At 65.6% G+C, this 12,849-nt stretch carries 13 protein-coding genes; all 13 read left to right on the top strand.

The window, feature by feature from the left end:
* The first annotated feature begins 164 nt into the window (after window positions 1–164).
* The 13 genes from ASG07_RS06580 (at window position 165) to nuoL (ending at window position 12,846) form a co-directional block, all read left to right on the top strand.
* Window positions 165–977 carry an inositol monophosphatase family protein gene (locus ASG07_RS06580; RefSeq protein ID WP_055844002.1) on the top strand — a complete coding sequence of 271 codons (813 nt, stop codon included), beginning with the start codon at window positions 165–167 and terminating at the stop codon, window positions 975–977.
* Between the two features lie 206 nt (window positions 978–1,183).
* Window positions 1,184–1,558: an NADH-quinone oxidoreductase subunit A gene (locus ASG07_RS06575; protein WP_055843623.1), complete on the top strand. Its 375-nt coding sequence runs from the start codon at window positions 1,184–1,186 to the stop codon at window positions 1,556–1,558.
* On the top strand, window positions 1,549–2,118 hold the full coding sequence (locus ASG07_RS06570; protein ID WP_055843622.1) for a NuoB/complex I 20 kDa subunit family protein: 570 nt from the start codon (window positions 1,549–1,551) through the stop codon (window positions 2,116–2,118). Before ASG07_RS06575 ends, ASG07_RS06570 begins: the two co-directional genes overlap by 10 nt.
* Window positions 2,115–2,975 (top strand): NADH-quinone oxidoreductase subunit C, encoded by an 861-nt coding sequence (locus tag ASG07_RS06565; protein ID WP_055843621.1) that lies wholly within the window; start codon window positions 2,115–2,117, stop codon window positions 2,973–2,975. The genes ASG07_RS06570 and ASG07_RS06565 overlap by 4 nt, the downstream gene beginning before the upstream one ends.
* Window positions 2,972–4,264, top strand: a complete 1,293-nt coding sequence (locus tag ASG07_RS06560; protein WP_236694575.1) for an NADH-quinone oxidoreductase subunit D — start codon at window positions 2,972–2,974, stop codon at window positions 4,262–4,264. The genes ASG07_RS06565 and ASG07_RS06560 overlap by 4 nt, the downstream gene beginning before the upstream one ends.
* Window positions 4,264–4,932: a complex I 24 kDa subunit family protein gene (locus ASG07_RS06555; protein ID WP_055843620.1), complete on the top strand. Its 669-nt coding sequence runs from the start codon at window positions 4,264–4,266 to the stop codon at window positions 4,930–4,932. The genes ASG07_RS06560 and ASG07_RS06555 overlap by 1 nt, the downstream gene beginning before the upstream one ends.
* Window positions 4,932–6,233: an NADH-quinone oxidoreductase subunit NuoF gene (gene nuoF / locus ASG07_RS06550; RefSeq protein WP_055844000.1), complete on the top strand. Its 1,302-nt coding sequence runs from the start codon at window positions 4,932–4,934 to the stop codon at window positions 6,231–6,233. The genes ASG07_RS06555 and nuoF overlap by 1 nt, the downstream gene beginning before the upstream one ends.
* Window positions 6,233–8,227, top strand: a complete 1,995-nt coding sequence (gene nuoG, locus ASG07_RS06545) for an NADH-quinone oxidoreductase subunit NuoG (RefSeq protein WP_055843619.1) — start codon at window positions 6,233–6,235, stop codon at window positions 8,225–8,227. Before nuoF ends, nuoG begins: the two co-directional genes overlap by 1 nt.
* Before the next feature lie 26 nt (window positions 8,228–8,253).
* Window positions 8,254–9,276, top strand: coding sequence for an NADH-quinone oxidoreductase subunit NuoH (gene nuoH / locus ASG07_RS06540; RefSeq protein ID WP_201780977.1), 1,023 nt, complete (start codon window positions 8,254–8,256; stop codon window positions 9,274–9,276).
* A gap of 2 nt (window positions 9,277–9,278) precedes the next feature.
* Window positions 9,279–9,764, top strand: a complete 486-nt coding sequence (gene nuoI / locus ASG07_RS06535) for an NADH-quinone oxidoreductase subunit NuoI (RefSeq protein ID WP_055843617.1) — start codon at window positions 9,279–9,281, stop codon at window positions 9,762–9,764.
* A 43-nt stretch (window positions 9,765–9,807) separates the two neighbouring features.
* Window positions 9,808–10,419, top strand: a complete 612-nt coding sequence (locus tag ASG07_RS06530; RefSeq protein ID WP_055843616.1) for an NADH-quinone oxidoreductase subunit J — start codon at window positions 9,808–9,810, stop codon at window positions 10,417–10,419.
* Window positions 10,416–10,721 carry an NADH-quinone oxidoreductase subunit NuoK gene (nuoK, locus tag ASG07_RS06525; protein WP_055843615.1) on the top strand — a complete coding sequence of 102 codons (306 nt, stop codon included), beginning with the start codon at window positions 10,416–10,418 and terminating at the stop codon, window positions 10,719–10,721. Before ASG07_RS06530 ends, nuoK begins: the two co-directional genes overlap by 4 nt.
* A gap of 4 nt (window positions 10,722–10,725) precedes the next feature.
* Window positions 10,726–12,846 (top strand): NADH-quinone oxidoreductase subunit L, encoded by a 2,121-nt coding sequence (gene nuoL, locus ASG07_RS06520; RefSeq protein WP_055843614.1) that lies wholly within the window; start codon window positions 10,726–10,728, stop codon window positions 12,844–12,846.
* The last annotated feature ends 3 nt before the right edge of the window (window positions 12,847–12,849 follow it).

The raw sequence follows: 12,849 nt of genomic DNA, 5'->3' as shown, positions 1-12,849 counted from the left end.
GAGCTGTTCGCACCCTCCGCCGCCCGGCCGGCGCGCGCGGCGCGACCGACGACGCGGGCTTTGCCCGCGGCCTGATGCCGAGGACCTTGCCGTCCTCACCCTCCCATCGCTGAAGAGCGATGGGTCCCTCCCTCTCCCAAAGGGAGAGGGACGAAGGAAGTATGATGCCCTCCCATTCCGGTCTATTCACCGTCATCGAGCGCGCCGCCCGCAAGGCGGGGCCGCGTCTGCGGCGCGACTTCAACGAAGTCCAGCATCTGCAGGTCAGCCGCAAGGGGCCGGCCGACTTCGTGTCGATGGCCGACCAGCGCGCCGAGCAGACGCTGTATGAGGAACTGAGCCACGCACGACCCGACTGGGGCTTCCTGATGGAGGAGCGCGGCGAGGTGGCGGGCGATCCGTCGAAGCCGCGCTTCATCGTCGATCCGCTGGATGGCACGTCCAACTTCCTGCACGGCATCCCGCATTTCTGCATCTCGATCGCGGTCGAGGAGCCGATGCCGAACGGCAAGCGCGAGATCACGACTGCGCTGGTCTATCAGCCGCTGACCGACGAGAGCTTCTGGGCCGAGAAGGGCCGGGGCGCGTGGCACACCGACCAGCGGCTGCGGGTCTCGGCGCGACGCGACCTGTCGGAGGCGCTGATCGCGACGGGTATCCCGTTCCTGGGACATGGCGACTTCGCGCAGTGGAGCCGCATCTTCGGCGCGGTGGCGCCGGAAGTGGCGGGTATCCGGCGCTTCGGCGCGGCGGCGCTGGACCTCGCATGGGTGGCCGCGGGCCGATATGACGGGTTCTGGGAATCCGGGCTGAAGCCGTGGGACGTCGCGGCGGGCCTGTTGCTGGTGAAGGAAGCGGGCGGCTTCGTCACCGATTTCCGCGGTGGCGACCGGCCGATGGAGCGCAACGAGTTCCTCGCGGCGAACGACGGTTTGCATTCCAAGCTGCACAAGCTGGTGGCGGGCGCATTGCGCTGAGGGTCCGGCCCCTGTCGAAGCAACGGTAAGGCCCCTGTCGAAACGACGGTAAGGCCCCGGCATCCACCCGTCCGGGCGGGGCAACACAGGTGTGTTTCCCAGCATAGCGTGCTTCTTGCGAGTTATTCTCACACCCTCCCAGCCTTGCCCGCCCCGGCGGGCGGGCCTAAAGCGGGCCTTATCCGTTCGCACCTGCGAGAAGCCCCTTGGTCGACCTGTCGCAATATCTTCCCATCCTGCTGTTCCTGGGCGTGGCGATCGCGCTGTCGAGCGCGTTCGTGTTCCTGCCGATGCTGGTCGGTCGCCTGACCGGCTCGCATCAGCCCAACGAACAGAAGCTGTCCGAGTATGAGTGCGGCTTCCCCGCGTTCGAGGATCCGCGCAGCCAGTTCGACGTGCGTTTTTATCTGATCGCCATCCTGTTCATCATCTTCGATCTTGAGGCGGCGTTCCTATATCCTTGGGCAGTAAGCGTTTTTTCGCTCGGCTGGACCGCCTGGATCTCGATGATGATCTTCATCGGCGAACTGGCGCTCGGCCTTGCCTATGCATGGAAGAAGGGAGCACTCGAATGGGAGTGACCGCACATTCCGGGCCGATCGGCCTCGTCAACAATCCGGAGCCCGGTACGTCGATCATCCAGCCCGATCAGGGTTTTTTCGACGGGCTGAACGGAGAGCTGACCGACAAGGGTTTCCTCGTCACGTCGACCGAGGAGCTGTTCCAGTGGGCACGGACGGGCTCGCTCTGGTGGATGACGTTCGGGCTGGCATGCTGCGCGGTGGAGATGATCCACGTCAACATGCCGCGCTACGACCTCGAGCGGTTCGGCGCAGCCCCGCGCGCATCGCCGCGCCAGTCGGACGTGATGATCGTCGCGGGCACGCTGTGCAACAAGATGGCCCCGGCGCTGCGCAAGGTCTACGACCAGATGTCGGAGCCGAAATACGTCATCTCGATGGGTAGCTGCGCCAATGGCGGCGGTTACTACCACTACAGCTACTCGGTCGTGCGCGGCTGCGACCGGATCGTGCCGGTCGACATCTATGTGCCCGGTTGCCCGCCGACCGCGGAGGCGCTGTTGTACGGCATCATGCAGTTGCAGCGTAAGATCCGTCGCAGCGGGAGCATCGAGCGTTGAGGGCTCCCGCTCCCGTCTATACCGTCGCGCTGAACGACGAGACGATCGAGCTGGCGACGCAGGCGATCGGCGGCGCGCTGGTCCATGCCGTCGAACTCGTCGGGGAGGTGCAGTTGCATGTCCATCGCGACGGGCTGGTGCCGGCGCTGACCGCGCTCCGTGATACCCCGGGGCTGGAATATCAGCAGCTGATGGAGATCGCCGGCGTTGACTATCCGAGCCGCGCCGAGCGGTTCGACGTCGTCTACAACCTGTTGTCGCTGACCCGGAACCACCGCGTGCAGGTGCATGTCGCGACCGACGAGGATCATCCGATCCCGTCCGTCACCGGCATCTGGCCCGTCGCGGGCTGGCTGGAGCGCGAGGTGTACGACCTTTATGGGGTGCTGTTCGAGGGTAATCAGGACCTTCGCCGCATCCTGACCGATTACGGTTTTCGCGGCCATCCGCTGCGCAAGGACTTCCCGATGACCGGGTATACCGAGCTTCGCTACTCCGAGGAGGAGAAGCGGGTGGTGTACGAGCCGGTGTCGCTGGCCCAGGATTTCCGCAATTTCGACTTCCTGAGCCCGTGGGAGGGCGCGTCCTACGTGCTGCCGGGCGACGAGAAGGCGGCGCAGCCGCAGGCCAAGGGCGCGCAGACTCCGGTGAGCGCCGATGCGGTGCAGAAGGCGGATGCCAAGGCCGACGCGGCGAAGCCCGGCGGCGAGCCGGCGAAGGCGTCGAGCGAACCCTATGCGAAGACGACGGCGGACTCGACGGCGGACACCGGCAAGGGTGCTCCCGAAGCGGATGCCGTGCCGAAGCCGAAGGACCCCGATGTGATCCCCTCGAAGCCGGGAGCGCAGAACCAATGAGTGCCGATCCAGGGCTGGCGCCCGCGACCACGACGGTCGATCCCTATGTCGATGACGTACTGAACGCGACCGCGATCGAGCGGTCGGGCGGCGACGGGTTCAGCGAGGGTGGCGACGTCACCATCAGCAACTACACGATCAACTTCGGGCCTCAGCACCCGGCCGCGCACGGCGTGCTGCGGCTGGTGATGGAGCTGGATGGCGAGATCGTGACGCGGATCGATCCGCATGTCGGGCTGCTCCACCGCGGCACCGAGAAGCTGATCGAGTACAAGACCTACGCGCAGGCGATCCCGTATTTCGACCGGCTCGATTACTGCTCGCCGATGTGCATGGAACATACGTTCGTGCTGGCGATCGAGAAGCTGCTCGATCTGGAAGTGCCGGTGCGCGCCCAGTATCTGCGCGTGTTCTTCGCCGAGCTGACCCGCATCTGCAATCACATGCTGAACCTCGGCAGTCACGTCATGGACGTCGGGGCGATGACCCCAAATCTGTGGCTGTTCGAGATCCGCGAAGACTGCATGAACTTCTTCGAGCGGGCGTCCGGCGCGCGGATGCACCACAACTACATCCGGCCGGGCGGCGTGCATCAGGACGTGCCGTTGAAGCTGCTGACGGACATCGCCGACTGGCTCGACACGCGCCTGCCGCAGTTGTTCGAGGATGCAATCTCGCTGGTCGCGGACAACCGCATCTTCAAGCAGCGCAACGTCGACATCGCCACGGTCAGCCGCGAGGATGCGATCGCCTGGGGCTTTTCCGGCCCGATGATCCGCGCGGCGGGCATTCCGTGGGACCTGCGCAAGTCGCAGCCGTACGACGTGTACGACCGCATGGAGTTCGACATTCCCGTCGGTACGCGCGGCGATTGCTACGACCGGTTCATGGTCCGCGTCGAGGAGGTCCGCCAGTCGGCCCGCATCATGCGCCAGTGCCTGCGCGACATGCCCGAGGGGCCGATCGCCAGCGACGACCGCAAGGTGGTACCGCCGAAACGCAGCGAGATGAAGCGCTCGATGGAGGCGCTGATCCACCACTTCAAGCTCTACACCGAGGGCTACCACGTGCCCGCGGGCGAAGTGTACGTCGCGACGGAGAGTCCGAAGGGCGAGTTCGGCGTGTATTTGGTGTCGGACGGTACGAACAAGCCGTACCGCTGCAAGATCCGGCCGACCGCGTTCAGCCATTTGCAGGCGATGGACTTCATGAGCCGCGGCCACATGCTGGCGGATACGACCGCCATCCTGGGCGCGATGGATATCGTTTTTGGTGAGTGTGACCGCTGATGGCCGACGCCGTTCATATCCCCGACGAGGCCGAGACCCGCGCGCGCTGGGGCGTGTTCGCGTGGAACGACGAGAATGCCGAAAAGGCGAAGATCGTGCTCGGCCGCTATCCGGCCGGACGCGAGCAGTCGGCGTCGATCCCGCTGCTCGATCTGGCGCAGCGTCAGGTCGGGGCGGAGACGCACACGCAGGGCTGGCTGCCGGTGCCGGTGATCGAGTTCGTCGCGCGCCAGATCGGCGTGCCGTACATGCGCGTGTACGAGGTCGCGACCTTCTACACGATGTTCAATCTTGCGCCGGTCGGCCGCTATCACGTGCAGGTGTGCGGAACGACGCCGTGCATGCTGGCGGGCAGCGACGACGTGCTGGCGGCGTGCAGGAACCGCGGCCTGGTCAAGGGTGGGACAACGCCGGACGGCCTGTTCACGCTCACAGAGGTCGAGTGTCTGGGCACCTGCGCCAATGCGCCGATGGTGCAGATCAACGACGATAACTACGAAGACCTCGATTACGACCGCACCGTCGCGGTGCTGGAGGCGCTGGCCAAGGGCGAGACGCCCGCGCCGGGCTCCACCACGGGTCGTCGTGCGAGCTGCCCGGCGGGCGGGCCGACCACCCTCAGGGAGATGGTCGACGCGAACCACGATTACCGGGGGGAGTGGGCCTGATGCTCGCCGACAAGGACCGCATCTTCACGAACGTCTACGGCTTCCAGCCCTGGACGTTGCAGGCGGCGCGCGCGCGCGGCGACTGGGACAACACCAAGGCGTTGCTGGCGCTTGGGCAGGACAAGATCATCGATGTCGTCAAGGCGTCGGGTCTGCGCGGGCGCGGCGGGGCGGGCTTCCCGACCGGTACCAAATGGTCGTTCATGCCGAAGGAGCCGAAGGCGGACCGCCCCAACTTCCTCGTCATCAACGCCGACGAGTCCGAACCCGGTTCGTGCAAGGACCGCGAGATCATCCGCCACGATCCGCACAAGCTGATCGAGGGGGCACTGGTCGCCGGTTTCGCGATGCGCGCGCGAGCGGCGTACATCTACATCCGCGGCGAGTATATCCGCGAGGCGGAGACCCTGTTCGCCGCCGTCGCCGAGGCGTACGAGGCCGGGCTGGTCGGCAAGAACGCGTGCGGCTCGGGTTACGATTTCGACGTCTTCGTGCACCGCGGCGCGGGTGCGTATATCTGCGGCGAAGAGACGGCGATGCTCGAATCGCTGGAGGGCAAGAAGGGCCAGCCGCGCCTCAAGCCGCCGTTCCCGGCGGGCGCGGGCCTGTACGGCTGCCCGACGACGGTCAACAACGTCGAATCGATCGCGGTCGCGCCGACGATCTTGCGGCGTGGCGCGGAGTGGTTCTCCAGCTTCGGCGCGGAGAATAATCGCGGCACCAAGCTGTTCCAGATCAGCGGCCATGTGAACAAACCGTGCGTGGTCGAGGAGGCGATGAGCATCCCCTTCCGCCAGTTGATCGAGGAACATTGCGGCGGCATCCGTGGCGGCTGGGACAATCTGCTCGCGGTGATCCCCGGCGGATCGTCGGTGCCGCTGGTGCCCGCGGCGCAGATCATGGACGCGCCGATGGACTTTGACGGGCTGAAGGCGGTCGGATCGGGGCTCGGCACCGCGGCGATCATCGTCATGGACAAGTCCACCGACATCGTCCGTGCGATCAGCCGCATCTCGTATTTCTACAAGCATGAGAGCTGCGGCCAGTGCACGCCGTGCCGCGAAGGCACCGGCTGGATGTGGCGGATGATGGAACGACTGCGCACCGGCGACGCCGAGATCGGCGAGATCGACATGCTGCAACAGGTGACGAAGCAGGTCGAGGGCCATTCGATCTGCGCGCTGGGCGACGCCGCGGCATGGCCGATCCAGGGCCTCATCAAGCATTTCCGCCCTGAACTGGAGCGGCGGATCAACGAACGCGGGGGCGACCTCGCACCGATGCAGGAAGCGGCAGAATAATGCCAAAGCTGAAGGTCGACGGGATCGAAGTCGAGGTGCCTCAGGGTGCCACGGTGTTGCAGGCGTGCGAGGCCGCGGGAAAGGAAATCCCGCGCTTCTGCTATCATGAACGGCTGTCGATCGCCGGCAATTGCCGCATGTGCCTCGTCGAGGTGAAGCCGGGACCGCCCAAGCCGCAGGCGTCGTGCGCCCTGCCGGCCGCGGACAATCAGGAGGTCTTCACCACCACGCCGATGGTGAAGCATGCCCGTGAGGGCATCATGGAATTCCTGCTCATCAACCACCCGCTGGATTGCCCGATCTGCGATCAGGGCGGCGAGTGCGATCTTCAGGACCAGTCGGTCGCGTACGGACGCGGCCAGAGCCGGTTCCAGGAGAACAAGCGCGCGGTCACCGAGAAATATATGGGGCCGATCGTCAAGACGATCATGACTCGCTGCATCCAGTGCACGCGCTGCATCCGCTTCGCCGAAGAGGTCGCGGGCGTCGAGGAGATCGGCGCGATCTATCGCGGCGAGAACATGCAGATCACGTCCTACCTCGAAGAGGCGGTGACGAGCGAGCTGAGCGGCAACGTCGTCGATCTGTGCCCGGTCGGGGCGCTGACGTCGAAGCCCTATGCGTATGAAGCGCGGCCGTGGGAGCTGCGGCGGACGCTGACGATCGACGTGATGGACGCGGTCGGCACCAACATCCGGCTCGACAGCCGCGGTCGTCAGGTGCTGCGCTGCGTGCCGCGGATCAACGAGGACGTGAACGAGGAGTGGGCGTCGGACAAGACGCGCCACGCCGTCGACGGGCTGGTCCGCCGGCGTCTTGACCGGCCGTTCGTCCGCAGGGCCGGCAAGCTGGTCGAGGCGACGTGGGACGAGGCGTTCGCGGCGATCGCGGCGGTGGACGCCGGGTCGAGCGTCGCGGCGGTCGCGGGCGATCTGGTCGATTGCGAGACAATGTACGCGGCGAAGGCGCTGCTCGCCTCGATGGGCTCGACCCTGCTCGAAGGGCGGCAGACGGGCATGGACTATGACACGTCCAGCCTGGCGGCGGTGAACTTCAACACGACGATCGCGGGCACCGAAGAGGCGGACGCGATCCTGCTGGTCGGCACCAACCTGCGCTGGGAAGCGCCGCTGGTGAACACGCGCATCCGCAAGGCGATCAAGCGCGGCGCGAAGGTGTTCGCGGTCGGGCCGGAGACGGACCTGACCTACAAGGTGCAGTGGCTTGGGGCCGACCTGTCGGTGCTGGGCGACCTGCCCGACGCGGTGACGACGGCGTTCGGCGAGGCGAAGACGCCGATGGTGATTGTCGGCGGTGGCGCGCTGAAGGGCGGCCATGGTGCGGCGCTGAAGCTGGCCGACACGCTGAACCTCGTGCGGGACGGCTGGAACGGCTTCAACGTCGTGCACATGGCGGCGTCGCGGATGGGTGGCCTGATGCTCGGCTACGCGCAGAAGGGCGGCATCGCCGATGTGGCGGACGCGAAGCTGACCTTCTTCCTCGGCGCGGACGAGGTCGATTTCTCACGGTTCGGTGGCTTCAAGGTTTATATCGGTCATCACGGCGACAAGGGTGCGGCGGCCGCGGACGTGGTTCTGCCGGGCGCGACCTATGCCGAGAAGTCGGGGACATGGGTCAACCTCGAAGGGCGCGTGCAGCGCGGCGAGCGGGCGGTGTTCCCACCGGGCGACGCGCGCGAGGACTGGAGCATCCTGCGTGCCCTGTCCGAAGTGGTCGGCACGAAGCTGCCGTTCGACAGCCTCGCGGGCTTGCGCGAGGAGATGTACACGGCGGTGCCGGCTTTGCGGCATGAGGGGCTGGCCAGCTTTGCGTGGAGCGCACCCGCTTTGGACGCGACCGCATCCGGCGTAATGGACGGCTATCCGATCAAGGATTTCTACCTGACCAATGCGATCTGCCGCGCGTCGCCGACGATGCAGCGCTGCTCGGCCGAACTGATCCACGGACAGGATTTCGCGGAGGCGGCGGAGTGACGGGTTTCTTCAATACGACCGTCGGCATGAGCTACGAATGGTCGTGGTTCCTGGCGACGATCATCGGCATCCTCGTCATCGCGTTGCCGCTGATGCTGGCGGTGGCGATGATTATTTACGCCGATCGCAAGATCTGGGCGGCGATGGCGCTGCGGCGCGGTCCGAACGTGGTCGGGCCGTTCGGCCTGCTGCAGTCGTTCGCGGACGGCCTGAAGGTCTTCCTTCAGGAGACGATCATCCCCGCCGCGGCCAATCGCGGGCTGTTCCTGCTGGCGCCGATCATCACCTTCACGGTCGCGCTGATCGTGTGGGCGGTGGTGCCGTTCCAGGCGGGCGTGGTGCTGGCCGACATCAATGTCGGGTTGCTGTACGTGCTCGCGGCGTCGTCGCTGGGCGTGTACGGGATCATCCTGTCGGGCTGGGCGTCGAACTCCAAATACCCCTTCTACTCCGCGCTGCGCGCCGCGGCGCAGATGGTCAGCTACGAGGTCGCGATCGGCTTCGTCCTGATCTCGGTCGTGTTGTGGGCGGGCAGCTTCAACCTGTCGACGATCGTGCTGGCGCAGCGCGCGGTGTGGCCGATCATCCCGGTCAACGGCTTCGCGTTCAATCCGCTGCTGTTTCCGATGGCGGTGGTGTTCCTGATTTCCGCGCTGGCCGAGACGCAGCGCGCGCCATTCGACCTGACCGAGGCGGAGTCGGAGCTGGTCGCCGGTTACCAGACCGAATATTCGTCGATGAGCTTCGCGCTGTTCTGGCTGGGCGAATACGCCAACGTGCTGCTGATGTGCGCGCTGAACGCGACCTTGTTCTGGGGCGGATGGCTGCCGCCGGTCGACTGGGCACCGCTCTATGTGGTGCCGGGGATCATCTGGCTGTTCGCCAAGATCCTGTTCTTCTTCTTCGTGTTCAGCTGGATCAAGGCGACGGTGCCCCGGTACCGCTACGATCAGCTGATGCGGCTGGGCTGGAAGATCTTCTTGCCGCTGTCGCTGTTCTGGGTGTTCCTCGTGTCCGGCGTGCTGATGTTCATGCGGGTGGGAATCTGATTATGTCTATCGCGCAGACCATCAAGGCGTTCACGCTGTGGGAGTTCGTCAAGGCGCACGCCCTGACCCTGAAGTATTTTTTCAAGGCCAAGGCGACGATCAACTACCCCTACGAGCGCAACCCGGTCAGCCCGCGGTTCCGCGGCGAGCATGTGCTGCGCCGCTATCCGAACGGCGAGGAGCGGTGCATCGCGTGCAAGCTGTGCGAGGCGGTATGCCCGGCGCAGGCGATCACGATTGAGGCCGAGCCGCGCGACGACGGCTCGCGCCGCACCACACGCTACGATATCGACATGACGAAGTGCATCTATTGCGGGCTCTGTCAGGAGGCATGCCCCGTCGATGCGATCGTCGAGGGTCCGAACTACGAATTCTCGACCGAGACGCGCGAGGAGCTGATCTACGACAAGGCCAAGCTGCTCGATAATGGCGACCGCTGGGAAAGTGCGATCGCGGCGAACCTTGCCGCCGATGCGCCGTACCGTTAATGCGCCGCTTCATCCTTAACAGCGCGGGCAAGGGGGCCGTCGCGTGATCCAGGCCATCGCCTTCTATCTGTTCGCCGCCGTCGTGATCCTGTCCGGTGCGATGACGATCTCGTCGCGCAACCCGGTGCATTCGGTCATGTGGCTGATCCTGGCGTTCTTCAACGCCGCCGGGCTGATGATTCTTGTCGGCGCCGAGTTCATCGCGATGCTGCTCGTCATCGTCTATGTCGGCGCGGTCGCGGTGCTGTTCCTGTTCGTCGTCATGATGCTCGACATCGACTTCGCCGAACTGCGGGCGGGCGTGATGCGCTATGCCGGCATCGGTCTGGCCGTCGCGGTCGCGCTGGCGGCGGAGGTCATCATCGCGGTCGGTGCGTGGAGCGCCGGGACGCTGGACCTGACACGCCGGGTCGCGCCGATCGATCCGGTCGTGCCGAATATCCAGGCGATCGGTAACCTGCTCTATTCGCGCTACGTCTTCATCTTCGAGGCGGCCGGTTTCGTCCTGCTCGTCGCGATGATCGGCGCGATCGTGCTGACCCACCGCGAGCGGTCGGGCGTGCGCGGGCAGAACATCGCGCGTCAGGTGAACCGCCGGCCGCAGGACGCTACGCGCAACACGCAGCCGCCCGTGGGGCAGGGGGTGTCGCTGTGATCGGTCTGGTCCATTATCTGGTCGTGTCGGCGATCCTGTTCACGATGGGGGTGCTCGGCATCTTCGTGAACCGGAAGAACCTGATCGTCATCCTGATGGCGATCGAGCTGATCCTGCTCGCGGTGAACCTGAACCTCGTCGCCTTCTCCGCCTATCTGCACGATCTGGTCGGACAGGTGTTCGCCATGTTCGTGCTGACCGTGGCGGCGGGCGAGGCGGCGATCGGTCTCGCGATCCTCGTCATCTATTTCCGTGGCCGGGGCACGATCTCGGTCGACGACGTCAACCGGATGAAGGGGTAAACGGTTGATCCTCGCTATCGTCTTCCTGCCGCTGCTCGCGGCGATCATCGCAGGTCTTGGGAACAAGGCGCTAGGTGCGTTCCCGGCCAAGGTGCTGACCACGGCCGCGCTGTTCGCGTCGTGCGCGCTGTCGTGGCCGATCTTTCTGGGCTTCATCGCCGGATCGAACGTCGCGACGGTGACGCCGGTGCTGACGTGGATCGTGTCGGGCGGCGTCGACGTCGCCTGGGGCTTCCGCGTCGATGCGCTGACCGCCGTGATGCTGGTCGTCATCACGTCGGTGTCCGCGCTCGTCCATCTGTATAGCTGGGGCTATATGGAGGAGGACCCGGACCAGCCGCGCTTCTTCGCCTATCTGTCGCTGTTCACCTTCGCGATGCTGATGCTGGTGACGGCGGACAACCTGATCCAGATGTTCTTCGGCTGGGAGGGCGTCGGTCTGGCGTCGTACCTGCTGATCGGCTTCTGGTTCCGCAAGCCCTCGGCGAATGCCGCCGCGATCAAGGCTTTCGTGGTCAACCGCGTCGGCGATCTCGGCTTCATGCTCGGTATCTTCGGCACGTTCCTCGTCTTCGGCACCGTGTCGATCCCCGCGATCCTCGCCGCGGCCCCGGGCATGGCGGGATCGACGATCGGCTTCCTCGGCTATCGCGTAGATACGATGACGGTGCTGTGCCTGCTGCTGTTCGTCGGCGCGATGGGCAAGTCGGCGCAGCTCGGCCTGCACACCTGGCTCCCCGACGCGATGGAAGGCCCGACCCCGGTGTCGGCGCTGATCCACGCCGCCACGATGGTCACCGCCGGCGTGTTCATGGTGTGCCGCCTGTCGCCGATGTTCGAGATGTCGTCGGCGGCGCTTCACGTCGTGACGTTCGTGGGCGCGGCGACCTGCCTGTTCGCGGCGACGTGCGGACTGGTGCAGACCGACATCAAGCGTGTCATCGCCTATTCGACCTGTTCGCAGCTCGGCTACATGTTCTTCGCGGCCGGGGTCGGCGCGTACGGCGCGGCGATGTTCCACCTGTTCACGCACGCCTTCTTCAAGGCGCTGCTGTTCCTGGGCGCCGGTTCGGTGATCCACGCGATGCACCATGAGCAGGACATGCGCTATTACGGGGCCTTGCGGAAAAGCATTCCGCTGACCTTCTGGGCGATGATGATGGGGACGCTGGCGATCACCGGTGTCGGCATTCCGGGTATCCTCGGCCTGCCGCAGATCGGCTTCGCGGGCTTCCATTCGAAGGATGCGATCATCGAGGCGGGCTGGGCGTCGGGCAATCCGGGCGTGTGGTTCGTCGGCGTCCTAGTCGCAGCGATCACCAGCTTCTATTCGTGGCGGCTGATGTTCCTGACCTTCTGGGGTCAGCCGCGCTGGGCCGCGTCGGAGCATATCCAGCACGCATTGCACGACGCGCATGGGCATCACGACGATCACGCGCATGCCGACGCGCACGACGCGCATCACGCCGACGAGGCGCATGGCAATCCGGCACAGGCCGAGGACAGCGGTCATCGTCCGTCGGTGCATGGCGCCTCGCAGCAGGATCTGCCGACCGGCACCGGCGGCTATCATCCGCACGAGAGCCCGGTCCCGATCCTGATCCCGCTCGGCGTATTGTCGCTGGGGGCGATCGCCGCGGGCTTCGCGTTCCACGGCGCGTTCATCGAGCCGGAGGCGGGCGAAACCTTCTGGAAGGGTGCGCTGGCGTTCCGCGAGCATCTGATGCACGCGATGCACGAGGTGCCGACGATCATCAAACTGTCAGCGTCGATCGCGATGCTGCTCGGGCTGTTCACCGCCTGGTATGCGTATATCCGCAAGCCGGACTTCCCGGCGATCGTCGCGGACCAGTTCAGCGTCCTCTACCGCTTCCTGCTCCACAAATGGTATTTCGACGAGTTGTACAATTTGCTGTTCGTCCGTCCTGCCTTCGCCATCGGTCGCCTGTTGTGGCACCGGGGCGACGAGAAGACGATCGACCGGTTCGGCCCGAACGGGTCGGCATGGCTGGTGCAACTGGGATCGCGCGGGGCGGCCAGGCTACAATCGGGGTATGTCTATTCCTATGCCTTCGTCATGTTGATCGGGCTGACCGCCGCGGTCACCTGGGCCATTGCGGGTTGATCG

The sequence above is a fragment of the Sphingomonas sp. Leaf343 genome (assembly GCF_001423765.1).
Classification (GTDB): Bacteria; Pseudomonadota; Alphaproteobacteria; order Sphingomonadales; family Sphingomonadaceae; genus Sphingomonas.
The sequence above is the reverse complement of the archived record's forward strand: the minus strand, read 5'-3'. Positions and strand labels throughout refer to the sequence as shown.

Coding starts and splice junctions, on each gene's coding strand:
- ASG07_RS06570 (WP_055843622.1), top strand. CDS start 1,549: ATGGGAGTGACCGCACATTCCGGGCCGATCGGCCTCGTCAACAATCCG.
- nuoI (WP_055843617.1), top strand. CDS start 9,279: ATGTCTATCGCGCAGACCATCAAGGCGTTCACGCTGTGGGAGTTCGTC.
- ASG07_RS06580 (WP_055844002.1), top strand. CDS start 165: ATGCCCTCCCATTCCGGTCTATTCACCGTCATCGAGCGCGCCGCCCGC.
- ASG07_RS06560 (WP_236694575.1), top strand. CDS start 2,972: ATGAGTGCCGATCCAGGGCTGGCGCCCGCGACCACGACGGTCGATCCC.
- nuoH (WP_201780977.1), top strand. CDS start 8,254: ATGAGCTACGAATGGTCGTGGTTCCTGGCGACGATCATCGGCATCCTC.
- nuoF (WP_055844000.1), top strand. CDS start 4,932: ATGCTCGCCGACAAGGACCGCATCTTCACGAACGTCTACGGCTTCCAG.
- ASG07_RS06555 (WP_055843620.1), top strand. CDS start 4,264: ATGGCCGACGCCGTTCATATCCCCGACGAGGCCGAGACCCGCGCGCGC.
- nuoG (WP_055843619.1), top strand. CDS start 6,233: ATGCCAAAGCTGAAGGTCGACGGGATCGAAGTCGAGGTGCCTCAGGGT.